Consider the following 25,193-nt stretch of genomic DNA (forward strand, 5'->3'; position numbering starts at 1 on the left):
GCGGTCAGGATGGCGCGGATACACCCCGATGGATGGCGGCAACTGCCGGCGAGCGGCGCGCTCGCGCGCGAGCTGGAAACGCTCGCGACGCTTGCCCAGGGCTTGCCGGACGACCACACGGTCTATCACGGCGTGCATTGGACGCGCGTGAATCGCGACCACGCGGTGTTCGGCGAGATCGACTTCATCATCGCCGGCCCGAGCGGCCGGCTGCTGCTGATCGAGCAGAAGTCCGGCTTCCTCGACGAGACGCCCGAAGGCCTCGTCAAGACCTACACGAAGACGAAGAAGAACGTCAGCGCGCAAATGGCCCGCAGCGCCGACCACCTGCGCGAGCGCCTCGGCGCCTTCCTGAAAGGCCACGCGCCGCGGCTCGACGTGCTGCTCTATTGCCCCGACTACGTGGTGCGCCAGCCCGGTAGCGCCGGCATCGATCCGGCGCGCATCGTCGACGCGACCCGCCGCCCGCATCTCGTTTCGATCGTGCAGAGTCTGTTGCGCGACGAGGTGCGCGACCGCATGGTGCTCGACAACATCGAGCGCTTTCTCGTCGATCAGCTGGAGCTCGTGCCCGAGGTCAATGCGATCGTCGGGCAGGCCGAAGCGCTTTACACGCGGCTCGCCGGCGGCCTCGCCGAATGGGCGCGGCGCATCGAGATGACGCCTTTCCGGTTGCGCGTGACCGGCACCGCCGGCAGCGGCAAGACGCAGCTCGCGCTGGCGGTGTTCCGCGATGCGCTCGCCGCCGGGCGCCGGCCGCTCTACGTCTGCTACAACCGCCCGCTCGCCGACCACATCGCGCTGATCGCCCCGCCCGGCGGCGAGATCGCGACCTTTCACCAGTTATGCGACCGCGTGCTGCGCGCGCACGGGCAGGTGCCGGATTTCACGCAGCCGGACGCGTTCGCGCGCCTGGAGGAAGCGTTCCGCGCGCTCGATCCGGGCGCAGCATGGCGTTTCGACGAGCTGATCGTCGACGAGGGGCAGGACTTCCGCGAGGAGTGGCGCGACACCTTGCTGCGGCTGCTGCGGCCCGAGGGGCGGGCTTGGTGGCTGGAGGATCCGTTGCAGAACCTGTATGGGCGTCCGCCGGTCGATCTGCCGGGCTGGGTGCGGATTACGAGCGGACGCAATTACCGCAGTCCGACGGATATCGTCGGGGCACTCAACCGCATGCTGCCGCTCGCGGAGCCGCTGGAGGCGGGCAGTCCGCTTGCCGCGTCGGAGGTCGAGTTCTTCGTCTGGAAGGACGGGGCGCAGCTCGTCGAGGAGACCAAGCGGGCGATGACGCGCGCAATCGGCCTGGGCTTTCGCCGCGAGATGATCGCGACGGTCACTTTCCGCGGGCGCGAGCATTCGCTGTTCACGCCCTATGACCGGCTCGGCGCGCACCGGCTGAAGGCTTTCACCGGCCGCTACGATCTGCTCGGCAATCCGGTGTATTCGGATGGCGACTTCCTGATCGATTCGGTGTATCGCTTCAAGGGCCAGGCGGCACCTTGCGTGATCTTCACCGAGATCGACTTCGAGACGCTCGACGAGCTGACGGTGCGCAAGCTCTTCGTCGGCGCGACGCGCGCGAGCATGAAGCTGATCCTCGTGCTGTCGGAACGCGCGGCGGCCCAGCTGACAGCCGCGCTCGACGAGTAGGAAACCGGCCTCGTTCGCCGCCTGGCGGCGAGCGCGGCGCTCAGCGCTTGGCGAACTTGCCGACGAGCTGGGCGAGCTTTTCGGTCTTGCGGCGCTCGGCTTCTTCGGCTTCGCGCTGGGCCTTTTCCTGTTCGGCGGCGGCCTTCTTGCGTTTGGCGACTTCGGCGAAGCGTTCCTTGAGCGTCTGGCTGGCGTGCTGGCGCTGCTCTTCGGTGACCTCGCCGCTTTCCTGGCCATCGAGGTCGAAGCGCGCGGTGGCCTTCTCAACCGACTTGAGGTACTTGGTCGTCGCAGTGTGGATGCGCATCGCGTTGCGGATGACCTTGCGGTCGACGTCCGGGAAGCGTTCGGCGACGGCTTTGTCGATGCGGAGCGCGAGCGGTTTGACCTCGCGGAAGGTCGGCGAGGTTTCCTGAAGCTTCAGCAGCAGGCCGCGGGCGTCGAGGCTGGACTTGGAGACAGCGGGAGTCTTGGCGACGGCTTCTTCGGCTTGGGCTTCGGGAGTGGTTTCGTTAGTCATCTCGGGTAGCAACGGGAACTGCGGACGAAAAACGGCATCATCGCATGAAATGCGGGGTTCTGGCGGGGGTGTGGTTACTGCGCCACCGCAGGAGAGTCGGACGGTTGCTGGGGTATCGCTGCACCATCACGGCGGCGCGGCGACGGCATCGAGCGCTGTTGCCGTCGAATTCGGCTGCCGGGCAGACGCTCGCGGCCTTCGGCTTCCCGGAGCAGGACGGGCCGCGGGGGCGGCGACGCAAACTCGGGCGCGTCGCGCCCTCAGACATGCGTCGCCTTGTTTCCCCCGCAACCCATCCCGCTCCGGCGCTCACGACAGCCCGCCATCCGAATTCGACGGCGCGCTCGATACCACCGCCGTGCCGGGTGAGCGGTGTCAGGGCTGGACGGAATTTTCCGGGCTGAGCTTGACGGCGCAATACTTGAACTCGGGGATTTTGCCGAAGGGGTCGAGGGCGGGCTGGGTCAGGAGGTTCGCGGCGGCTTCGACGTAGCAGAAGGGCATGAAGATCGAACCCTTCTGCATCGCGCGGTCGGCGCGGGCTTCGAGCGTAATCGCGCCGCGACGGGTTTCGAGTTTTACCTTTGCGCCGGAAGCAATGCCCTGCCCGGCTAGGTCGTCGGGGTGGACGGAGCACCACGGCAGCGGCTCCAGCGCGTCGAGGACGTTGGCGCGGCGCGTCATCGAGCCGGTGTGCCAGTGTTCGAGCACGCGGCCGGTGGTGAGCACCATGGGGTAGTCGGCGTCGGGGAGTTCCGCGGCAGGGAGCGGCGTGACGGGGACGAAGCGGGCGCGGCCGTCGGCGGTCGGGAAGTCGGTCTCGAACAGCACCGGATGAGACGGGCCGTCTTCGGTGAATTTCGGGGCGATCACTGCGCTTTCGGCTTCGAGCTGGGCCCAAGTGATGCCGGCGTAGCTGGGCATCGCGTGGCGCAGTTCGTCGAAGATCTCGGCGGGGCCGGCGTAATTCCACGCGAGGCCGAGGCGTTGGGCGATCTGCTGGATGATCCACCAGTCGGGGCGGGCGTCGCCGGGCAGCGGCAGGACCGGTTGCGAGAGCTGCACGAGGCGATCGGTGTTGGTGAAGCTGCCGGTCTTTTCCATCAGGCTGGAGGCGGGCAGGATCACGTCGGCGAGCATCGCCGTCTCGGTGAGGAAGAGGTCCTGCACGACGAGGTGTTCGAGGCCGCCGAGCGCGGCGCGGGCGTGCGCGAGATCGGGGTCGGACATCGCGGGGTTCTCGCCTTCGATGTACATGCCGCGGATGTCGCCGGCGAGCGCGGCGTCCATGATCTCGACGACCGTGAGGCCGGGTTTGTCGGAGAGCGGCGTGTCCCACAGCGCCTCGAATTTCGCGCGGATGGCCGGATCGGCGACGCGCTGGTAGTCCGGGAACATCATCGGGATGAGGCCGGCGTCGGACGCGCCCTGCACGTTGTTCTGCCCCCGCAGCGGGTGCAGCCCGGTACCGCGGCGGCCGATCTGGCCGGTCATCAGCGCGAGCGCGATCAGGCAGCGCGAGTTGTCGGTGCCATGGATGTGCTGCGAGATGCCCATGCCCCAGAAGATGATGCTGTTGGGGCCTTTCGCGTAGAGACGGGCGACTTCGCGCGCGGTCTCGGCGGGGATGCCGGTGATCGCCTCGACGCGTTCGGGCGGGAATGCGAGCGCGGCGGCGCGGAAAGCGTCGAAGCCTTCGGTGCGCGCGGCGATGAAGACCTCGTCGGTGAGCCCTTCCTCGATGATCACGCAGGCGAGCGACAGCAAGAGCGTGACGTCGGCGTCGGGGCGGAACTGCAGGAAGCGGTAGGCGTGGCGCGCGAGCGGGGTTTCGCGCGGGTCCATCAGGATCAGCTTCGCGCCGCGTTCGGCGGCATTCTTCATGAAGGACGCGGCGACCGGGTGGTTCGCGGCCGGATTCGCGCCGATGACGATCATCACGTCGGCGAATTCGACGTCGCGCACGGGGTTGGACACGGCGCCCGAGCCGATGCCTTCGAGCAGCGCCGCGACGGACGACGCGTGGCACAGCCGCGTGCAGTGATCGACGTTGTGGGTGCCGAAGCCGGTGCGGACGAGCTTCTGGAAGAGGTAGGCCTCCTCGTTGCTGCCTTTCGCGGAGCCGAAGCCCGCGAGCGCGTGCGGCCCATGGGCGGCCTTGATGCGGGCGAGGCCCGCGGCGGCGGCGTCGAGCGCCTCCTCCCAGCTCGCTTCGCGGAAGGCGGCAAGCGGGTTGGCGGGGTCGAGGTCGACGGATTTCGGGATGCCGGGCTTGCGGATCAGCGGGGTGGCCAGGCGGTGCGCATGGCGCGGGTAGCCGAAGCCGTAGCGGCCTTTCACGCACAGGCGGCCGGCGTTCGCCGGGCCGTCGCGGCCGACGACGTGGATGATCTTCGCGTCCGGGCCCTCGCCGGCAACGTGGTAGGTCGTCTGGCAGCCGACGCCGCAGTAGGGGCAGAGGGAATCGATCGCGCGGGTTTCAGAAATCGGGGCGGCCGCCGGCGCCGCGACGACGGGAGCCGCAGGCGGAGCCGACACTGCAACTGGCTTCTCGGCGAAGGCACCGCGGGCGGAAAGCAGTTCGGGGCCGGCGATGGTCTTGCCCAGCATGTCGGCGAGCGCCGCAGGCAGCAGCGCCCCGGTCGGGCAGGCCTGCACACATTCGCCGCAGCCGACACAGGAGGAGGTGCCCATCGGGTCGCCGAAGTCGAACACGATCGCGGTGTCGGCACCGCGGCGCGCGAGGCCGATCACATCATTGACCTGCTCCTCGCGGCAGGCGCGCAGGCAGCGCGTGCACTGGATGCAGGCGGCGAGGTTCACGGCGATGCCAGGGTGGCTGCGGTCGGGAACCGGTTGCGCACGCGGCGCGAAGCGGCTGTCCTTCACGCCGAGCTCCTCGCACCAGTGCGCGAGTTCGGAGTCGGGCTTCTCGGCCTCAGCCGGCACGTCGGCACGCAGCAGCTCCAGCACCATACGCTGTGAGGCGCGGGCGCGTTCGCTTTCGGCCTTCACCTTCATGCCGGGCTTGGGCGCGCGGCAGCACGACGGCGCGAGCACGCGCTCGCCGTCGATCTCGACGACGCAGGCGCGACAGTTACCGTCGGCGCGCAGGCCGTCCGTGTAGCAGAGATGCGGGATGTCGGTGCCGGCGCGGCGCGCGGCCTGCAGGATCGATTCGCCGGGGGCGGCGTCGATTTCGCGGCCGTCGAGTTCGAAGCGGATCATGTCGGCGGCGTTCATGCTGCGCCCTCCTCTTTTGCAGCGCCGACCTCGTGCGGGAAGAAACGCAGCACCGATTGCATCGGGTTCGGCGCGGCCTGGCCGAGGCCGCAGATCGAGGCGTCCATCATCGTCTTTCCGAGTTCGGTCAGCAGCCCGGCATCCCATTCGGGGACCTTCATTAGCTCGGCCGCCTTCGCGGTGCCGACACGACAGGGCGTGCATTGGCCGCAGGATTCGTGCGCGAAGAATTCCATCGCGTTCTCGGCCAGCAGGCGCGCCTTGTCGTGCTGCGAGAACACGACGATCGCGGCCGAGCCGATGAAGCAGCCGTAGGGCGCCAGCGTGTCGAAGTCGAGCGGCACGTCGGCCAGGCGCGCCGGCAGGATGCCGCCCGAGGCGCCGCCGGGGAAATAGCCGTAGAGCTCGTGCCCGGGGAGCATACCGCCGCAGTGCTCGTCGATCAGTTCGCGCAGCGTGATGCCGGCGTCGGTCACGACGACACCGGGCTTCGCGACGCGGCCGCTGACCGAGAAACTCCTGAGGCCCTTGCGGCCGTTGCGGCCGTGGCTCGCGAACCAGTCGCCGCCGCGTTCGACGATGTCCCTGACCCACCACAGCGTTTCGAGGTTGTGCTCGAGCGTCGGGCGGCCGAAGAGGCCGACTTCGGCGACGTAGGGCGGGCGCAGCCGCGGCATGCCGCGCTTGCCTTCGATCGACTCGATCATCGCCGACTCTTCGCCGCAGACGTAGGCGCCGGCGCCGCGGCGCAGCTCGATCGGCGGCAGGTCCGGCCACTCGGCGCGAACGCGATCGAGTTCTTCCGCGAGCATCCGCCGCAACGCGGGGTATTCGTCGCGGATGTAGATCCAGATGCCCGCGATGCCGACGACGCGCGCGGCAATCAGCATGCCTTCGATGAAGCGGTGCGGGTCGGCCGCGAGGTAGTGGCGGTCCTTGAAAGTGCCGGGCTCGCCCTCGTCGATGTTCACCGCCATGTTACGCGGCGCGGGCTGGGCAGCGACGGTGCGCCACTTGCGGGAGGCCGGAAAACCCGCTCCGCCGAGGCCGCGCAGGCCGGCGCCGTCGAGCGCCTCAATGATCGATTCGGGAGCGCGTCCGCCACTACGGATCGCCTCCCACAGCCGGTAGCCGCCCGCCACGCGGTAGGCGTCAAAGCGGATCGCGTCCGGCTGCGCCTCCTCGCGCTCGCCGCTGGCAACGACCGCGGCGACCTTGTCGGCATCCGCATTCAAGACGGGACTCTGCCCCACGACCGCAACCGGCGCGCTGTCGCAGCGGCCGACACAGGGCACGCGCTGCACACGCACGTCCGCGCCGAGGCGGGATGCGAGCGATGCGGCCAATTCCGCCCCGCCCGCCATCGCACAGCCGAGCGAATCGCAGACACGCACCGTCAGGCTCGGCGGCGCTTCCCCGCCGGCCGGGACGAAATCGAAGTGATGGTAGAAGGTCGCGACCTCGAACACCTCGGCGCGCGCGAGCTTGAGTGCCTCGGCGAGCGCCGCGAGGTGGTCGGAAAAGAGCGCGCCATGGGCGTCCTGCAGGCGGTGCAGGTATTCGATCAGGCGGTCCGCGCGCGGCGAAATGCCGGCATCGAGGTCCGGCGCGAGCGCCGCGGCAGCCGCAGCCAGAGCGGATTCGGGCAACGGTTCGCGCTTGCGGCCGCGCTCCCCGCCACCCTTTCCGACTTTTCCACCACGACCTCCTCCTAAACCCTCGCGCGAGGCATCGGCGCGGCCGCCCTGCCCTGCCTGTCCGCTGGCCCTGCCTTCGTGATCCACGATATTCGTCATGCTGTTCGCCGTATTTGCCGTTGCGCCGCGTCACCGCGCGGAATGGATGCCCGCACTATGGTGGTCCTTCCCCCGGGTCGACGGAACCATAGTGCCCCTTGACCGACAAGGGAAGCGGGATCTGCCGAATGCCTGTTCGCTTTTCCCGAACGCCCCGGCAGGCATGCGTGGTGCCGCAAGCGGGTCGCGCAGGGCGCAATCGGCGAAACGCAGCCTGGTGTATGATGCACGATTACTCAATTTGAATTCATGCGGATTGCCTCCGACCGGAAGCGGCATCATGAACAGCCTTCTCGACCTGATTTCAGGCGGCGCCGGTTGGCGCCAGACCGACCGCCTGCTGACCCTGACCACGCCGCTCGGCCCCGATGTCCTGCTCGCCGAAACGGCCACCATCGACGAAGCACTCGGTCCGGTTCCGGAGCACGCCGGTTTCCGCATCGAACTCACCGTACTCAGCGCCGACGCCGGATTGGCGCTGACCACCCTGCTGGGCCAACCGGCACGGCTCGATCTTCAGACCAGCGCCTCGCGCACGGAGTTGCGTCCCTTTCACGGTCACATCACCCGCGCGTCACGCCTCGGGGCCGACGGCGGCTTCGCGCGCTATCGGCTCACGATCGAGTCCTGGCTGAGCTTCCTCGGCCATAACCAGGACAGCTATCTCTTCCAAGACAAGACCATCGTCGAAATCATCGACGAACTGCTCGGCGACTGGAACGGCAAGGGCAAACTTGTACCCGCCTGGCGCTGGGAGCTCGCGGATCCCGACGTCTACCCCAAGCGGGGCATGACCTGCCAATACCGCGAAAGCGACCTCGCGTTCTTCAAGCGGCTGCTGGCCGAAGAAGGCCTGTTCTGCTGGTTCGAGCACCGGGCCGAGGCCGGCGACACGTTGGGCGCACACACGCTGGTCATCGCCGACCACAACGCCGCCTTCAGCGACAACCCGCAAGCGCGTGTGCGCTATACGCAATCGGGTGCGACGCTCGCCGAAGACAGCATCGACCGCTGGTACGGCATCCGCCAACTCGACAGCACCGACACGCAGGCGATGAGCTGGGACTACCGCAGTCTCGCGACGCGCCCGCAAGCCGCCACGAGCGCAATCGACAGCGGCGTCCATGTCCCGACCGTCAGCTGCGACGATCCCGGCTCCTACGCCTGGCCGACCGCCGCGCACGGGGAGCGGATGATCCGCCGCCAGCGGGAGGCCATCGACGCCCGGATGAAGCAGTTCGTCGGCGCAGGCACCGTCCGGAGCGCCGCTCCCGGCACGACGTTCACGCTCGCCGACCACCTCGAGCATGAGCGCGACCCGATCGAACAGAGCCGGTTCCTGATCACTGCCGTGACCCACCAGGCCCGCAACAACCTGGCGACACTACCCGTGCAGCCTCGCCCGGAGGAGACGGTAGTCGACCTCTACCGCAATGAAATCCGCGCCGTTCGCGCCGCGGTGCCCTGGCGTCCGCTGCTGGCCGACGGCCATGGCCGCCGCATCCATCCCCGCCCCACGGTCTCCGGCACCCTGACCGCGATCGTCGTCGCAGAAGGCTCCGACGACCGCGAACCGGCCTCGACGCACACGGACCGCGATCTGCGCATCCGCGTCCAGTTTCCCTGGCAGCGCGGTAGCCGCTCAGCGAGCCGCCACGCGCACCCGAGCGGTTCCGACAACGCTCCGGCCAACGCCGGCCTCGGCGTATGGCTACGCGTGCTCACACCGATGGCCGGCGCCAACTGGGGCGGTCACTTCACACCGCGGCCCGGACAGGAAGTGCTCGTCGCCTTCCAGAACGGCAACATCGACCGTCCCGTCGTCATCGGCGGTCTCTACAACGGACAAGGCCACACCGACGCTGCCGGCAACCGTATCGGCGGCGCCACGCAAGCTGCCACCGCCAATGCCCCGGCCTGGTTCGCCGGCGAAACCGATCCCGCCCACGCGCATGGCGCGAGCCTCTCGGGCATCAAGACCCAGCAGCTGTCGGCCAGCCGCAGGGGACAGGGCGGCTACAACCAGCTCGTCTTCGACGACACCCCCGGCCAGGCCCGCATCGAACTCTCGACCACCGAATACGCGAGCCGGCTGCAACTCGGGCACCTCAAACAACAACGCGACAACGCCCGCTTGGCCAACCGCGGCCATGGCGCCGAACTTGCCACCGAGGCCGCCGCCGCCCTGCGCGCCGGCAGTGGCCTCCTCATCAGCGCCGACGCGAGGCCCGGCGCCGGGGGGCATCACCTCGACAGCCGCGAACCCATCACGCAGACGGAAGATGCCCAAAGCCTCGTCCTGAGCCTCGCCGACGTCGCTCAAAAGCAGAGAGCCGGCCTCAAGAACGAACCCTGCACAGACCGACTACCGACCAGCATCGCCCTGGGCCATGCCCGCAAAGTCCTCTCGGCCACCTGCCGCACATCCTCTGATGCCCCGGCGACGGATCCGGGCGGCTTCACCGCCTCCGGCGGCGGTAGTGGCACCGTCGCCGCCTGGTCCGAGCCGAGAATCCAGTTCAGCGCCCCCGCCGGCATCGCCCAGCTCACCCCGCAGAACCAGATCCTCACCGCCGGCGGCAACCTCATCGCCGCGGCCGGGCAGGACATCCAGCTCGTCGCACAGGGCCGTCACAGCCTTGCCGTCAAGGACGGCCTCGCCTTCTTCACCGTCGGCAAGGCCGGCAAGGGCCCCAAACCCAACACCGAGACCGGCATCCACCTCCATGCCGCGAGCGGCAAAGTCAGCGTCCAGAGCCAGAGCGGCAAGACCATTGCCGCCGCCGACAAGACGGTGACGCTCGCGAGCACCACGGCGTCGGTGACGGCCAGCGCCAAACAGCACATCCTCGCCACGGCCCAAGGAGCGTACCTGAGGATCGCGGGCGGCGATATTGAACTGCACGCCCCCGGGAAGGTGGAGCTCAAGGCGAGTATGAAGAATCTGACGGGGCCGGCGAGTGCCGCCGTCGTGCTGCCGAGCTTCCCCGCGAGCGAGCTGCCGGCGACTGAAGAAACGTCCTATAGCCAACGTGTCAATGTCGCAGGCGCAATCGGCATGGACCCGGAGACCAACGCCATGTATGCCAATCTGCCCTACGAGGTCTTCAACGAATCGGGCAAACGCATCGCTGTCGGCACGCTCGACGACCAGGGAAACACCGCCAGAGTATTCACCCGGACTCCCGAAAAACTGAAGATCGTCGTCACCAGCGGCGACTGGATGTTCTTCCATGACGTAAAGCATGGCTGAACGCCGGCACATTGAGAGCCAGCACGATGAATGAAGTCGAAAACATTACAGTTCCGAATGATGTACGGCCGACGGAGCCCCTCCTCCCTCAGGGGGATATGCCCGCATCGGCAGACTCGGCGGCTCAGGATGATATAGCCGCCTCGGACGAAGCCCCACAGCTCCACATCGGCTTCATGGCCTTCGATGGAAACAGCATCCCGAAGCTCGGCGTCCACATCGGCTGGCCCGGCGGCGAAATGCTCTGCAGGACCGACGCCAACGGCTGTCTCCCGCCGGTCCAGGCGCCCGTCGGCGCCGAGCTGACGATTTCCGTCGAGCGATTCAACCGTTCGTACAAGGAAATCGGCAAATGCCTGATGCCAGCGTCGGATGGCGTGCTGACAGCGTGTAGTCCGAATATGGTCTTTGATAGCCGTGCTGAAAAACACGATGGAAAGCCGGGCGACGCGAAGAGCAGAGTCCCAACGGGCCAAAGTTCCGACTACGGTGACTTGCAGCCTGTCGATGGCACCGCTCCGGTCTCACAACAGGAGCCGAACGTTCAAGGTACGCCCACGTCGCCGCCGCCACTCCCGCGCTCGGCACCAAAAGAATTGGAAGGCCAAGAATGGGTTGGCACAAAGATCGCCCAGATCAGGCCGCTATCACCCCAGGCTAGACAAGTTACCGTAAAGCCACCCCAAAACATTTCGGGCAAGGCTGCGGCGAAACAAGAACTCAGCGAAGGCCGGGACGAAAACGGCAATCCCCTCGCTATCGTTACGCAAAAAGCAATTGACTGGTGGAATAGTTGGAGACTGCCGAGCCTTAACCTCTGGGGCGGTTCAAACGCCAGTACGCACGGAGGTACGCAACCCTCAACGCCCGTCGTCGTTGATTCCGAAATGACCGCGAAGGTCAAAGCCTTGCTGGACTTTGCGGAGATGCAGAGCTCCTTTAAGTACAAGACAAACGAGAGCAGCGCGGCACTGCTCGCATTAATGTCTGCCGGAAAATTCACCCATACCACAGATGAAAAGAAAAGCTCAATACCGCTGGGGCTTTGTTATAAATATGTGAAGGTCGCACTAAGCCGATGCAAGGTGACGGACGGAATTCTGGCGGGGAAGAAACTGATACCTACTCAAAGCGATGCTGACTTTCTCGACATGCAGGAGTCGGCACGCAGAGCCGGACCTGCTCTCATTGCGAAAGGGTTTTCGGATGTAACTATTGAAGTCCCAGATCCTCGTTGGGCGGCAGCAGGGGACGTTATCATATATGAGTGGACCGATTCAGCGTGGGAACAGAGAAAGAAGAAAAAGAATCAGCCCAATTTACCCAACTTCGGCCATATCGACATCCGGCACTACGAAACGTACATCAGCGATCACATGCCACCCATGTTTCATCCAAGATGGAGCGATTACCAGAATATCCGGATTTACCGCAAAGTCTTCGACCCCCTACCGACACAACGAATCAGGGCGTTTCTGCGGTGCTTGAGGGAGTTTGAATGCCAAGAGGAGCATAACGACGAAAAGCGATATTTGATGACGGCCTACCCTCTTCCACACTCAGGAAGAAGAATGTTTTCGGGCTACGCAAGGCATCCTTGGGCTACCGTTCCGAACAACATGCACCCCAAATCCACAGCGGCGGGCGCATATCAGATTCTGCATTCCACGTGGAGGGAAATCGTTGACAATAAATTGATTGAATCGGAAAGTTTTACTCCGGAGGTTCAGGATCGAATTGCAGTCATGAAACTGGAGGATCGCCATGTACTCCACTTGATTCGAGCGGGAAAGATCCGTGAAGCTCTCGAGGTGAAGACACCACGCGACAAACTCAGTTTGCCTAGCGAATGGACGAGCCTTCCCGGGGGGACAGAGAATGCTGTTCGTCGAACTCAGAATGGAAAGCCAATGGACTTAGCCTATCTAATGGATCTATTCAATTTTTATGTAGAAGAAGAAAAGAGAAAGGCATGATCAGAAAAGTTTTCCATTCAATTGCAGTATTCGCATGCGTAGGGCAGTTCCAATTCGCGCAAGCACAGTCCACGTCAGCCGATCAAACCGAAGTCAAAGATCTCATTCAGACGCTGTATTCCTATGATCCGGACAGCTTTGAATACGGTGAGTTTGATTCAAAGCTTCAGCCATTCTTGATCGAGCGTGTGCCGTCACACGGAGGAAAATATAGCCCGGAAAGGCACTGTAAGCTATTGCGAGACTTCTTTGAGGAAACGATCATTAAGAAAAAGCCTATCTCTCAAGGGAGAATTGAGTGCAACGTAGGCGTCATGGGATACGTCCGCTTCCCAACTCTCGGCGACGAAGACCATTCTTCAGCAACGCGATTCAGAGATATTCCGAAGCCTAGGATCGGGTCTCCAATTGTCAGCGGAAGAGACGCCAAGGTAGCAGTGCTCACCGGCGACGGAAAGACGTTTTCGGTCGGCCGCAGTCTGTATTTCCTGACGAAAGGTGATCAGGGGTGGCGCATCAGGAACTTCATGGTTCACACCCGATGGCCGGATTTGGACGACAAGCTGAATAATTGCTATTTCAATTTTGCGCGAGAACCCTCTCCTGATGAGGAAAAGGAGATACCCAAACATTGTCGTCAATAACAGCGCCGATAAATGCCTGTTGACTAGAAAGCAAGACGATCAGGCGAGGCTGGGCCAGTCCGAGTTGCGATAGCGCGACCTGTTGAAAGAGCGTCAGCACGATCCAGTTCTGCTGCGGCGCGGTTATGTCAAGCTGGCTTGCTCTGCCTTTGCTTAATAGGAGGAATCGCCTATGCGGTCGCAATGCTCTTTAGCTCTTCTAGTTGTATTGATGTGCCTATGTATCTCTCGGTCCAACGCCGAGATCGCCCTAGATAAGGCCTTCAATGACACATCAGCCATCCCACTCATCGAAAACTCGATCAAGAATTACGCTGCACCGCGCGCGAAGGGTATGTTTAGCGATAATATCGGAATATTCGACGGCAAGGAAGATGAAGATAATTCGATCTTTGCGTGGAGAATTTCCGGGAAGAGATACCTAAGCGCGATAGGTCGGTACACACCGGATATTGCGCCGCTGTCCGATTGCGACACCAATTGTGATTGGATTGTGAATAGCCATCTGGTCTGCCACCTTTTTCTATTCGGGGCAGATACCTTGAGTCTGGCCAGTGTCACCCCGCTCAACATCGTGCACGACCGCAGCCTCTTAAGAGGCAAGACACGGTGCAGTAGCGTTAAAGCGATGGCTGTCGCGGGTGCTGCGCGCGACAGCCTGCTAATCACCCTCGGATATTCCGACAGCGCCGAACCCGCCGAGGCCCGTTACGACCCGCCCGAGTTCATCACCACCGTCGCCTTGCACTTCGATCCGACGCCCGGCGTGCTGCGCGTCGAACAACGGGACGATTGTTTGGGCAACCCGAACGGCTACCAGACTATCGCTGCGGCTCGTAAGCGGCTCCGCGAGTGCGAAGCGGGAATTACCGGTTCGAAAGAATCGGGGAACCGTTAACCCGGCTGGCTTTCATACCGCAGATTCCAGAGCGCCACGTATGCCAATGCGTCTGCGCAGGCGGGTGGACCATAAGAGGCAACGGGCGGAAGGCACGGCAGTCTTGGCTTCGCCGAAGCGTCATTCTCCGCGTTGCGGCTGGACCTGCCTTCCTCTACATCACCCAGCGTGGAACGCCCCCTCCGCCCGCAGCGCAATCCGCAGCAGCAGCGGCGACAGCCGGTAGCGCTCCTCGCCGTAGTGCTGGCGCAAGTTCTCCAGCACACGCGTAACGAAGGCGACGCCGAGTTCGTCCGCCCACGCGAGCGGGCCCTTCGGATAGTTCGTACCATAGCGCATCGCCGTGTCAATGTCGGCAGCGGTGCCGATGCCTTGGAGCACGCCGTCGGCAGCCTCATTCGCGAGCATCGCGATCGTGCGCAGGCCGATGAGGCCGGCGATGTCGTCGATGCGGGCGATGGCGGCGCCGGTGCGCTGAAGCGTGCCGACGACGGCGTTCCACGCGTTCTCGTCGCAGGAATCGGCGCGGGCGAGCGTGAGGCTCGGGGCGGTTGCGTAATCGAGCGCGAGGTCGATCAGGACGAGGTTCGCGATGCCCTCCTCGATCGCGCGGCGTGATGCGGTGCGGCCATCGGACAACGCGAGGCGCGCGGCGCCGATTTCGATCCAGCCGCGGGCAGAGCCCGCGCCCTCGCCTTCGCCCGACAGGCGGCGCATGGTGACGCCGGCGGTTTCGAGGCGGGCGACGAGCGCGTTCGCAGTGCCGAGGTCGCCGACGACCGTGACCGATGTTTCGCCCGGCTGCGGCGGCTCGGATTGCGGTGCGGGCGGGGTCGCGCCTTCCGCGTAGTCGTAGAAGCCGCGCCCGCTCTTGCGACCCAGGCGGCCGGCGGCGACGAGTTCCTGCTGGATCAGGCTGGGCGTGAAGCGCTTGTCGCCGAAGTAGGCGTCGAACACCGACTTCGTGACGGCGAAATTGACGTCGTGGCCGATGAGGTCCATCAGCTCGAAGGGGCCCATCGGGAAGCCGCAGCCGTCGCGCAAGGCGGCGTCCAGCGTCGCCGGATCGGCGGCACGTTCGGCAAGCACGCGCAGCGCCTCGGCGTAGTATGGGCGGGCGACGCGGTTGACGATGAAGCCGGGGGTCGAGGTCGCGTGCACCGGCACCTTGCCCCAGGCTTTCGCGGTTTCGTAGAGCGCGTCGGCGATGGCGCGGGTCGTCGCCAGTCCCGAGACGATCTCGACGAGCTTCATGCGCGGCGCGGGGTTGAAGAAGTGGAGGCCCGCGAGGCGCTCGGGTCGTGCGAGCGCGGCGCCGATCTGCGTGATCGACAGCGAGGAGGTGTTGGTCGCGAGGATCGCGTCGGGGCCGAGCAGGTCTTCGAACTCCTTGAAGAGCTTCTGCTTGATGTCGAGGTTTTCGACGATGGCTTCGATCGCGAGCCCGGCGTCGCGCGCGGCGGCAAGTTCGATCGTCGGGATCACGCGCGCGAGCGTCGCATTGGCATCGGCCTCGCTAAGCTTGCCCTTCGTCATGAGGAAGCGCAGGTCGCGGGCGATGCCGTCGCGGCCCTTCTCGACCGCCTCGGCGCGGGTGTCGTACAGATAGACGCAGTGGCCGGCCGCCGCCGCGACATGGGCGATGCCGCTACCCATGGCGCCGGCGCCGATCACGAGCACCTTCACATCGGTGGTCAGTGCCATTGTCGTCGCGCCTCAGTCCGCGGAATCGGGCGCCGGGTTGAAGTGCGCCTTGCCGTTGCCGCATTCGGGGCAGACCCAGTCCGCGGGGACGTCTTCCCATTTGGTGCCGGGCGCGATGCCTTCGTCGGGCAGGCCTTCGGCCTCGTTGTAGGGGAAGTAGCAGGCGCTGCACTGATAGGTGGTCATGATGGCCGTTCTCTCTCTCTGTCGTAGGGGTTGGTTGAAGGCGCTCTGCGGCGCTTGTTGGGAGTTTTCGTAGGGCGGGATGCGCTGCGCTTTCCCGCCCTACGTGGGGTTCGTCATATCGGCGAGCCTGCCGGGAAATTCGGCGTCCGCCGCTCGCGCACGGCCGCGAGGCCTTCGCGCACTTCGGGGCCGGAGAAGCCGAGCATCTCCAGCGCGACGGAGTTGTCGAAGATCGGGCCGGCCTGGCGCAGCCAGTTGTTGAGGCTATGCTTGGTCCAGCGCAGCGCCGTCTGCGGGCCGGCGGCGAGTTTCTTCGCGACGTCGAAGGCGGTGTCGCGCAAGGCCTCGGCTTCGACCGCCATCGACACGAGGCCGATGCGCTCGGCTTCCTCGCCGCTCACCTCATTCGACAGCAGCAGATGCAGCTTCGCCTTCGCCATGCCGCACAGGAGCGGCCAGATGATCGCGGCGTGGTCGCCAGCGGCGACGCCCAGGCGCGTATGGCCATCGATCAGGCGCGCGTTCTTCGCGGCGATCGAGATGTCCGCCAGCAAGGCGACCGCGAGGCCGCCGCCCACCGCCGGGCCGTTGATCGCGGAGACGATCACCTTCGAGCAGTTGATCATGTTGTAGACGATGTCGCGCGCTTCCTTCCACACGCGGGCGCGGTGCTCGAAGTCGTCGACCATCGCGGCGACGAGATCCAGCGTGCCGCCGGCCGAGAAGCCTTTGTCCTGGCCACGCACGACGATCACCGAGACCTGTGGGTCGCGGTCGAGGTCGCGCCAGATGTCGGCGAGTTCGCCGTGGCCGACGGCGTCCGCGGCCGGGAGCTTGCCCGGTTCGCCGAGGATCACCTCGGCGATGCCGTGCTCGTGGAGTTCGACCTTCAGGCCGGTGTAGCGGTTGTAATCCATCGTCTGTCCTTGGGGGTCAATCCTTCTGCGCGATCAAGTAGCGGCTGAAGCGCTCGCGCCATTCGTCATCGATCTGCACGGCTCGCGGCGTGCCTTCGAGATCCGCCCACACGACGGTCTGCAGCGCCTTGAAGCGCACCTTGCCGTCCTTCTCGGCGGAGATCGCGAGCCGCATCGAGCTGCCGCCGAGACGGTCGACGCCGAGCGTGAAGGTGAGCTCATCGCCATGCACGCTCGGTGCGAGGAAATCGGCTTCGAGGTGGCGCATCGGCACGCCGTGGTGCATCTCCGAGTGCAGCTTGAAGAAATTGACGCCGAGACCTTCGTCGAACCAGTCCTCGACGAGCTCGTTGCACAGCACGAGGTACTGCGGATAGAAGACAATGCCGGCCGGATCGCAGTGGTGGAAGCGGATGAGTTTTTTGCGTTCGAAGAGCATGTTGGGGTCCTAGTCGAGGATGCGGGTGACGAATTCGCCGACCGCGTCGATCACCGCCCCAGGTTGGTCCTTGTGTGGCGAGTGACGGCAGTCGGCGAGCTTGACCAGTTCCACGTCGCGCGCCTGCGCGGCGATGCGGTCGATCTGGTCCATGGTGCCATATTCGTCATCCTCGCCCTGAATCGCGAGCACCGGGCAGGCGATGCCCGACAGGTATTCCTCGATGTTCCATGCGCGGAAATCCGGGTGCAGCCAGATGTCGTTCCAGCCCCAGAAGGCGGCGTCGACGTCCTGGTGATACTTGCCGAGGCGCGCCGGCAGGTCCGTCGTCTGCCACGCGACCTTGGCCTGCGCGATGCTCGTCACCGAGATGTCCTCGACCAGCACGTGCGGCGCCATCGCGATCACGCCGGAGAGCGGCGTCGCGGTGCCGCCGGCGCAGATCAGCGCAATCGATGCGCCGTCGGAGTGGCCGAAGAGGATCGGGCGGTCGAGCTGCAGCACATCCAGGAACGCCGGCAACACCGTCAGGCCTTCGTCGTGCATGTAGCGCGTCGTGCGCGGCAATCCGGCCGGGTCGGAACGCCCGTAACCCGCGCGCGAATAGACGATCGCCTCGCAGCCCGTCGCGTCGGCGACCTTCTGCGGGAAGTCGCGCCACATCGACACCGACCCCAGCCCTTCGTGCAGGAACACGATCGCGGGCGCGCCCTCGCGCGGATGCGCGGAGGGGAGGCGGACATATTCGAGATGCTTCGGACCAGACTTAGTACCGACCAATACCTGCTTCACGTCAAACCCCCAAGTGTTTCTGGATGAGCTCGGGATTATTGCGCACGTCCTCGCTCGGGCCGTCGAACACGACCTGGCCCTTCACGAGGATCATCGAGCGGTCGGTGAGCGCGGTCACCGCCTTGTGGTTCTTGTCGACGATCACGGTCGCGATGCCGCTGTCCCGGATCTCGCGGACCACGCGCCAGATCTCGCGCACGATCAGCGGTGCCAGGCCCTCGGTCGCCTCGTCGAGGATCAGCAGGTCCGGGTTCGTCATCAGCGCGCGGCCGATCGTCAGCATCTGCTGCTCGCCGCCCGAGAGCTGCCCGCCGCCGTTGGTGAGCCGCTCCGCGAGGCGCGGGAAGGTCGCCATCACGCGGTCGAAAGTCCAGTCGCGCAGCCCTTCGACACCGGCACGTGCGGCCATCAGCAGGTTTTCCTTCACCGTGAGGTTGGGGAAGATGCCGCGGCCTTCGGGCACGTAGGCGATGCCGAGACGCGCGATCTTGTGCGTCGGCCCGCCCGTCATGCGCTGGCCGCGCACCAGCACGCCGCCCGCCTTGGGCGTCAGGAAGCCCATCATCGTGCGGATCAGCGTGGTCTTGCCCATGCCGTTGCGGCCCATCAGCCCGAGCGCCTCGCCCTTGCGGATGTGGAAGTTCACGCCGTGCAGGATGTGGCTGGAGCCGTAGTAGGTGTGCAGGCCGATCGCTTCCAGCAGCATTTCGCGCTCGTCGGGCGCCGCAGTCGGGACGGGCGTCGCGGCAGCGAGCACGTCATCATTCAATGCTGGCATCGTCATGTCATTCATGCTCCGCCTCGTGTCCCAGGTAGGCCTGCTGCACGTCGGGGCTGCTGCGGATCTGCTCCGGCGAACCCGATTCGAGCACCTGGCCGTTGACCATCACGGTGATGCGGTCGGCGACCGCGAACACCGCGTCCATGTCGTGCTCGACGAGCAGGATCGCGCGCGTCGCCTTCAGGCGGTTCAAGAGCGTCACCATCTGCGCCGACTCCTCCGAGCCCATGCCGGCGAGCGGCTCGTCGAGGAGCAGCACCTCGGCGTCGGTCGCGAGCACCATCGCGATCTCCAACTGCCGCTGCTCGCCGTGCGACATCGTGCCGGCGACGCGGTCCTCGCGCCCCGACAGACCTGCCTCGTGGATCGCCGCGCGTGCACGTTCGACCGCATCTGGCATGCGCAGTGCATCGGTCAAGAGGCTCCACGGCCGCGGCCGGCGCGACTGCGCGGCGAGCCGGCAGTTCTCCAGCACCGTGAACTTCGGGAAGATGTTGGTGCGCTGGTAGCTGCGGCCGATGCCGATCCTCGAGCGCTGGTAGGACATCATGCCGGTGATGTCCTCGCCCTTGTAGCGGATCGTGCCTTCGGACGGCGGCAGGTCTCCCGACAGCATGTTGATGCAGGTCGACTTGCCCGCGCCGTTGGGCCCCAGCAGCGCGTGCAGCACGCCGCGTTCGAGGCTCAGATTGACGTTCTGGTTCGCCGTCAGGCCGCCGAAACGGCGCGTCATGCCCTCGGCGGCCAGCAGGATTTCAGACATTGCTCTTTCCCCCGTTGAGGCGTGCCAGGATGCGGGCTGGCGTCGCGGTCATGCCGCCCGGCATGAAGAGCACCGCGGCGACGATCGTGAGGCCCATCAAGAGCTGCCAGTGCTTCGTGACGCCGGTGAAGATCTCCTGCAGCCCCACGAGTGCCACCGCCCCGGCGATCGCGCCGGCGAGGTTGCCCATGCCGCCCAGGATCACCATCAGCAGCACGTCGCCGGACTTGTGCCACGACAGGTATTCGGGCGTGACGAAGCCGAAGAGCACCGCGTACAGGAAGCCCGCGAGCCCCGCGAGCCCCCCCGCCAGCGTGAAGGCGGCGAGCTTGTAGCGGAAGGTCGCGTAGCCGAGCGAGAGCATGCGGTGCTCGTTGCTGCGGATGCCGACCAGCACGCGGCCGAAAGGCGAGCGCAGCACGAGCTTCAGCAGGCCATACACGAAGAGCATCGCCGCGACGACGAAGTAGTACAGATGCCGCGGCTCGTTGAGGTCGAACGGCGCCCAGCCGGCGATCGCGGCATCGGGCTTGAAGTTGAGGTAGATGCCGTCCGAGCCGCCGCCCAGGGGCGTATCGTGGAACACGTAGTAGGCCATCTGCGCGAACGCGAGCGTCACCATGATGAAGTAGATGCCCTTCGTCCTGAGCACGAAGAGCCCGATCACGAAGGCCGCGGCGGCCGCGGCGAGCACCGAGGCGGGCAGCGCCAGCCACAGGTTCGCCGGGTCGTACTTCGGCGTCAGCAGTGCGACCGCATAGGCCGCGATGCCGAAGTACGCCGCGTGGCCGAAGCTCACGAGGCCGGTGAAGCCGACCAGCAGGTCGAGGCTCATCGCGAAGATCGCGAGGATCATTACCTTGGCGATCAGCTCCGCATAGAAGGCCGAGCCGAAGGCCGGGAAGGCCAGCACGCCGGCCATCACCGCCAGTTTGAAGAACGTGGTTGTACGGGAATTCATTGCCTCATCCTTCCTCTCAAGCCTTCCTGAAGATGCCTTCCGGGCGCCACAAGAGCACCAGGGCCATCACGAGATAGACCATCAGGCCCGCGAGATCGGGCAGCAGCACCTTGCCGAAGGTGTCCGCGAAGCCGATCACGAGCGCCGCGACGAGCGCGCCCCATACCGAACCGACGCCGCCGATCACGACGATCACGAAGGAGATGATCAGCACGGAGGACCCCATGCCCGGATACACCGACGAGATCGGCGCCGCGAGCATGCCGGCGAGCGCGGCGAGCGCGACGCCGAGCGCGAACACGGTGCGGTACAGCAGGTTGATGTCGATGCCGAGCGCCTTGACCATGTCGCGGTCGTGGCTGCCGGCGCGGATCATCATCCCCAGGCGCGTCCGCTGGATCAGGAAGTACAGCCCACCGGCGAGTGCGAGGCAGACGACCGAGATCACGATACGATAGACCGGATAGCTGAGATTGTCCGAGAGCGGGATCGAGGCCGAGAACAGCGCCGGGATCGACACGCCATGCACCTCGTCGCCGACCGCGAGGCTACGCAGTTCCTCGAAGATCAGGATCAGCCCATAGGTCAGCAGCACCTGTTCGAGGTGGTCGCGCTTGTACAGATGCGAGAACAGCGCCCATTCGAGCAGCGCGCCGAAGGCGAACGCGAGCGGAATTCCCAGCGCGATCGACAGCATCAAGTTGCCCGTCATGCTCGTCAGCGCGAACGCGAGGTAGGCGCCGATCATGTAGAAGCTGCCGTGCGCGAGGTTGATGATGCCCATGATGCCGAACACCAGCGTCAGGCCGCTGGCCACCAGGAACAGCAGCAAGCCGTACTGCAGCGAGTTCAGCACCTGGATCAGGAAGGAAACGAAATCCATGAGTCTTCCCCTCCGGGCGCCATGTCAGAGCGCCCGGATATGTGTGGAGTGAAGCGGAAGGACTTGCGAACTATCGACCCGTCGATATGGTTCGATGCGGCACGTTCACTCCCTCCCCTTCAAGGGGAGGGTTGGGGTGGGAATGGGTGGACTCCGAAGCGCCTGAAAGAAACCCATCCCCATCCTGTCCTTCCCCTTGAAGGGGAAGGGACCTTGTCCGAACCGATCGCCGGGTCCTCGACGCTTACATCCGACACCCTCTCGCCGGATCGGCGAGTCCCTTCTCGGCGACGCTGACGAGCTTGTTGTCGCGGCCTTCGACCTTGCGCAGGTAGATGTCCTGCACCGGGTTGTGCGCTTTCGACAGCGTGAAGGCGCCGCGCGGGCTGTCGATCTTCGCCGGCTCCATCGCCTTGGCGACCGCGTCCTTGTCGAACTTGCCACCCTTCAGGCCGTCGAGACCGCTCTTCAGCATCTGAGCCGCGTCGTAGCCCTGCACCGCGTACACATCGGGCTGCATCTTGTAGCTGAGCGCGTAGGCCTTGCGGAAGGACTGGTCCTTCGGGTTCGTCAGGTTGTCGGCGTAGTGCAGCGTCGTCAGCAGGCCTTCGCCGGAGCCGCCCATCGCGTCGACGGTGCCGTCGGTGAGGAAGCCCGAGCCGTAGAGCGGGATCGACTTTTTCAGGCCCGCCGCGTCGTAGTCCTTGACGAACTTGACCGCGCCGCCGCCCGCGAAGAACACGAACACCGCATCGGGCTTGAGGCTCGCGATCTCGGTCAGGAAGGGCTGGAACTCGACGTTCGGGAAGGGGAGATAGAGTTCCTTCGCGACCTTGCCGCCGGCCTTCTCGAAGGCCTCCTTGAAACCCGCGACGGACTGCTCGCCGAAGGAGTACTTCCACGACACCGTCACGACGTTCTTGTGGCCACGTTCGGCGACGATCTTGCCCATCGCGTAGGCCGGCTGCCAGGCCGAGAAGGAGCTGCGGAACACGTTCGGCGCACAGAGCGGGCCGGTCAGTTCGTCGGCGCCGGCGTTAGGGATGATCAGCAGCGTCTTGGTGTCGCGCGCGACCTTCGCCATGGCGAGTGCCACGCCCGAATGCACGGTGCCGACCAGCACGTCGACGCTGTCGCGCTTGACGAGTTTGCTGGCGTTCTCGGTCGCCTTGGAGGGATCGGATTCGTCATCGACGACGAAGTACTCGACCTCGTAGCCGCCGAGCTTGCCGCCCTGCTCGGTCACGTACTGCTTGAAGCCGTTAGTGATCGCGGTGCCGAGCGCGGCGTAGGTGCCGGTGTAGGGCAGCATCAGGCCGACCTTGATCTTCTCGGCGGCCTGCGCGGCGCCGAGCGGCACCAGCGTGGCGGTGATCGCGCCGAGCGTCAGTTGCATCATCGTGCGGCGCATCTGTTGGGCTACTTTCATGGTTGTCTCCTCCGGGGGATGGGTGGGGTTTGGCCCCTTGTATTCGGTATTTCCGCCCTACTTTCCTGCCAGTGCCCTTAGCTTGAATCTCTGGATCTTGCCAGTCGCGGTCTTCGGCAGCTCCTCGACGAACTCCATCCAGCGCGGGTACTTGTAGGGCGCGAGATGCGCTTTCACGTGCGCCTTGATCTCGGCCGCAAGCTGTTCGGACGGGCGCACGCCGGGCTTGAGCACGATGAAGGCCTTGGGCTTGATCAGCCGCTCCTCGTCCTCGTGGCCGACGACGGCCGCTTCCAGAATCGCCGGGTGCTGGATCAGGCAGCCTTCGACTTCGATCGGGGACACGTAAATGCCGCTGACCTTGAGCATGTCGTCGTTGCGGCCCGCATAGACGTAGTAGCCGTCGGCGTTGCGCGAGTACTTGTCGCCGCTGCGGGTCCAGGGGCCCTGGAAGGTCGCGCGCGTCTTTTCGCGGTTGTTCCAGTACAGCGCCGCACTCGAAGGGCCCGAGATCTGCAGTTCGCCCGGTTCGTCCGCGCCTTCGACGACGTGGCCTTCGTCGTCGATCAGCCGCACCTGGTAGCCCGGCACGGGTTTGCCCGTGGTGCCGTAGTGCACGTCGCCGGGGCGGTTCGACAGGAAGATGTGCAGCATCTCGGTCGAGCCGATGCCGTCGAGGATCTCGACGCCGAAGCGCTCGGTCCAGCGCCGGCCGATCTCTTCGGGGAGCGCTTCGCCGGCCGAGGTGCACATACGGATCGCGAGTTCTTCGCGCTTGGGACAGTCCGGGTCGGCGAGCATCGAGGCATAGAGCGTCGGCACGCCGTAGAAGATCGTCGGTTGATGTTCGCGCAGGCGCTTGAAGGCGGCGGCCGGTGTCGGGCGCTCGGCCATCAGGACGGCGGTCGCGCCGACCGCGAGCGGGAAGGTCAGGCCGTTGCCGAGGCCGTAGGCGAAGAAGAGTTTCGCCGCCGAGAAGACGATGTCGTCCTCGCGGATGCCGAGAATGGGCTTGGCGTACAGTTCGGCGGTGTGGATCAGGCTGCCCTGCAGATGCACGGTGCCTTTCGGTGCGCCGGTGGATCCGGAGGAGTAGAGCCAGAAGCAGGGGTCGTCGCAGGTGGTGGCGACGGCGTCGAATTTGTCGGAAGCCTTGTCCATCAGGCCGGCGAGCGAGTCGGCACCTTCGCCGCCGGCGACGATGATGCGTTCGAGAGTTTCGATCTTGCCGAGGAACGGGGCGAAGGTGTCGTACAGCGGCGCCGACACGACCGCGACGCGTGCGCGGCTGTCGGTGAGCATGTATTCGTAGTCGGACTGGGTCAGCAGGGTGTTGACCGCGATCGGGACGACGCCGGCCTTGATGGCGCCGAGGAAGACGGTCGGGAAGTCGATGCAGTCGTGCACGCACATCAGGACGCGTTGTTCGCGGACGATGCCGAGCTTGCCGAGGGCATTCGCAAAGCGATTTGCGCGCGCGGCAAGTTCATCGTAGGTGTAGCGGCCTTTGTCGTCGATGTAGGCGGTCTTGCCGCCGCGGCCGGCGTCGAGGTTGCGGCCGATGAGGTCGTCCGCCGCGTTGTAGATGCGCGGTAGGGTGATGGTCGGCGGACTGGTGCTATGGTCCGCTGCGCTCAGGGTGGTCATTTAGTGCTCCTCCGTTCTTCCGGCGCGAGGGCCGGGGGGTCTCCGTTGCCGGTCTTGTGCCGGCGCTGTTCGCTTATTCCTGGTGCTGCTGGTGCTTCAAACCCGCCCCCGGCGGGAGGCATTCCGCGCCTCGTTGGCGCAAGCGGACGCCTCGGCACGAAATACCTCCCGCCGGGGGCTGCGCCGTGCGGGATTTCGTGGGGCGTGCTGCTGCGGGCATCGCATGCTTTTTCTTTCTTTTATTGGCGGGTGAAATAGATCGCGCCTTTGGGCAGCAGGTAGAGGACGTAGGCGCGACCGTCGGTCACCGTCGGCCGATGCGCGCTGCCCGGTTCATAGACGAACCAGCCTGCCCCGTGCCCGTCGAACTTCGCGTCGCCTTCGAGCGGCATGATCATGTCGATCTCGCCATTGGGATGGCTGTGGTGCGGGCCGACGACGTCCTGCATCTCGACGACGTCGACGCTGAAGTCGTCGATCGCGTCGCAGGGGGCGATCACGCGGCCGAACTTGATGCCGCCGTGCTCGCGGTCGCACATCCAGCCGGCGGCGACCGCGTCGCGACAGGCGTTCGCGATCTCCCGGAATTCGGGGCCGGCGGCCGGGAAGCGTTCGTTGAGGAAGTCCGCGAGGCGGGCGTCGAGCGGCCGGCCGGCGATTTCTTTGGTGACGTTCGCGATCAGGGCCTGAAATTTCTCGAGGGTCATGCCT

At 65.5% G+C, this 25,193-nt stretch carries 20 protein-coding genes; 5 read left to right on the plus strand and 15 right to left on the minus strand.

The window, feature by feature from the left end; genetic code table 11:
• Positions 1-9: 9 nt before the first annotated feature.
• Positions 10-1,650, plus strand: coding sequence for a DEAD/DEAH box helicase (locus AZKH_RS22290; RefSeq protein WP_015438069.1), 1,641 nt, complete (start codon positions 10-12; stop codon positions 1,648-1,650).
• A 40-nt stretch (positions 1,651-1,690) separates the two neighbouring features.
• On the opposite strand, the gene AZKH_RS22295 is transcribed toward AZKH_RS22290, so the two are convergent.
• From AZKH_RS22295 to AZKH_RS22305, 3 genes are all read right to left on the minus strand, one after another.
• Positions 1,691-2,170 (minus strand): ProQ/FINO family protein, encoded by a 480-nt coding sequence (locus tag AZKH_RS22295; protein WP_015438070.1) that lies wholly within the window; start codon positions 2,168-2,170, stop codon positions 1,691-1,693.
• A 375-nt stretch (positions 2,171-2,545) separates the two neighbouring features.
• On the minus strand, positions 2,546-5,413 hold the full coding sequence (gene fdhF, locus AZKH_RS22300) for a formate dehydrogenase subunit alpha (RefSeq protein ID WP_015438071.1): 2,868 nt from the start codon (positions 5,411-5,413) through the stop codon (positions 2,546-2,548).
• On the minus strand, positions 5,410-7,209 hold the full coding sequence (locus tag AZKH_RS22305) for an NADH-ubiquinone oxidoreductase-F iron-sulfur binding region domain-containing protein (protein WP_015438072.1): 1,800 nt from the start codon (positions 7,207-7,209) through the stop codon (positions 5,410-5,412). Before AZKH_RS22305 ends, fdhF begins: the two co-directional genes overlap by 4 nt.
• A gap of 280 nt (positions 7,210-7,489) precedes the next feature.
• Between AZKH_RS22305 and AZKH_RS22310 the strand changes: the two genes are divergently transcribed.
• From AZKH_RS22310 to AZKH_RS22325, 4 genes are all read left to right on the plus strand, one after another.
• A complete protein-coding gene (locus AZKH_RS22310) occupies positions 7,490-10,462 on the plus strand; it encodes a type VI secretion system Vgr family protein (RefSeq protein WP_015438073.1) in 2,973 nt (990 codons plus the stop codon).
• A gap of 26 nt (positions 10,463-10,488) precedes the next feature.
• The gene (locus AZKH_RS26450) at positions 10,489-12,438 is read left to right on the plus strand and encodes a hypothetical protein (protein ID WP_015438074.1); all 1,950 of its coding nucleotides are present in this window, start codon (positions 10,489-10,491) and stop codon (positions 12,436-12,438) included.
• The gene (locus AZKH_RS22320; protein WP_015438075.1) at positions 12,435-13,082 is read left to right on the plus strand and encodes a hypothetical protein; all 648 of its coding nucleotides are present in this window, start codon (positions 12,435-12,437) and stop codon (positions 13,080-13,082) included. The genes AZKH_RS26450 and AZKH_RS22320 overlap by 4 nt, the downstream gene beginning before the upstream one ends.
• 172 nt (positions 13,083-13,254) lie before the next feature.
• Complete coding sequence (locus AZKH_RS22325) at positions 13,255-13,980, plus strand: hypothetical protein (RefSeq protein WP_015438076.1); 726 nt, start codon at positions 13,255-13,257, stop codon at positions 13,978-13,980.
• A gap of 159 nt (positions 13,981-14,139) precedes the next feature.
• On the opposite strand, the gene paaH is transcribed toward AZKH_RS22325, so the two are convergent.
• The 12 genes from paaH to AZKH_RS22385 all read right to left on the minus strand — a co-directional run bounded on the left by paaH (position 14,140) and on the right by AZKH_RS22385 (position 25,189).
• Positions 14,140-15,684 carry a 3-hydroxyacyl-CoA dehydrogenase PaaH gene (gene paaH / locus AZKH_RS22330; RefSeq protein WP_015438077.1) on the minus strand — a complete coding sequence of 515 codons (1,545 nt, stop codon included), beginning with the start codon at positions 15,682-15,684 and terminating at the stop codon, positions 14,140-14,142.
• A gap of 12 nt (positions 15,685-15,696) precedes the next feature.
• Positions 15,697-15,870, minus strand: a complete 174-nt coding sequence (locus tag AZKH_RS22335; protein ID WP_015438078.1) for a rubredoxin — start codon at positions 15,868-15,870, stop codon at positions 15,697-15,699.
• 113 nt (positions 15,871-15,983) lie between these two features.
• Positions 15,984-16,787, minus strand: coding sequence for an enoyl-CoA hydratase/isomerase family protein (locus AZKH_RS22340; RefSeq protein ID WP_015438079.1), 804 nt, complete (start codon positions 16,785-16,787; stop codon positions 15,984-15,986).
• 16 nt (positions 16,788-16,803) lie between these two features.
• Positions 16,804-17,226 carry a thioesterase family protein gene (locus AZKH_RS22345; RefSeq protein ID WP_015438080.1) on the minus strand — a complete coding sequence of 141 codons (423 nt, stop codon included), beginning with the start codon at positions 17,224-17,226 and terminating at the stop codon, positions 16,804-16,806.
• Between the two features lie 9 nt (positions 17,227-17,235).
• Complete coding sequence (locus AZKH_RS22350) at positions 17,236-18,018, minus strand: alpha/beta fold hydrolase (RefSeq protein ID WP_015438081.1); 783 nt, start codon at positions 18,016-18,018, stop codon at positions 17,236-17,238.
• Between the two features lies 1 nt (position 18,019).
• Positions 18,020-18,724, minus strand: coding sequence for an ABC transporter ATP-binding protein (locus AZKH_RS22355; protein ID WP_041657700.1), 705 nt, complete (start codon positions 18,722-18,724; stop codon positions 18,020-18,022).
• Positions 18,725-18,803: 79 nt separating this feature from the next.
• Entirely contained in the window at positions 18,804-19,562 is a 759-nt protein-coding gene (locus tag AZKH_RS22360; protein WP_015438083.1) for an ABC transporter ATP-binding protein, read from the minus strand.
• On the minus strand, positions 19,555-20,523 hold the full coding sequence (locus AZKH_RS22365) for a branched-chain amino acid ABC transporter permease (RefSeq protein ID WP_015438084.1): 969 nt from the start codon (positions 20,521-20,523) through the stop codon (positions 19,555-19,557). The genes AZKH_RS22360 and AZKH_RS22365 overlap by 8 nt, the downstream gene beginning before the upstream one ends.
• Before the next feature lie 16 nt (positions 20,524-20,539).
• Positions 20,540-21,406: a branched-chain amino acid ABC transporter permease gene (locus tag AZKH_RS22370; RefSeq protein WP_015438085.1), complete on the minus strand. Its 867-nt coding sequence runs from the start codon at positions 21,404-21,406 to the stop codon at positions 20,540-20,542.
• A gap of 244 nt (positions 21,407-21,650) precedes the next feature.
• On the minus strand, positions 21,651-22,802 hold the full coding sequence (locus tag AZKH_RS22375; protein ID WP_041657701.1) for an ABC transporter substrate-binding protein: 1,152 nt from the start codon (positions 22,800-22,802) through the stop codon (positions 21,651-21,653).
• A gap of 90 nt (positions 22,803-22,892) precedes the next feature.
• Entirely contained in the window at positions 22,893-24,482 is a 1,590-nt protein-coding gene (locus tag AZKH_RS22380) for a benzoate-CoA ligase family protein (protein ID WP_015438087.1), read from the minus strand.
• Between the two features lie 239 nt (positions 24,483-24,721).
• Entirely contained in the window at positions 24,722-25,189 is a 468-nt protein-coding gene (locus AZKH_RS22385; RefSeq protein ID WP_015438088.1) for a DUF4863 family protein, read from the minus strand.
• Positions 25,190-25,193 lie beyond the last annotated feature (4 nt).

This window comes from Azoarcus sp. KH32C, assembly GCF_000349945.1.
In the GTDB taxonomy this organism is placed as follows: domain Bacteria; phylum Pseudomonadota; class Gammaproteobacteria; order Burkholderiales; family Rhodocyclaceae; genus Aromatoleum.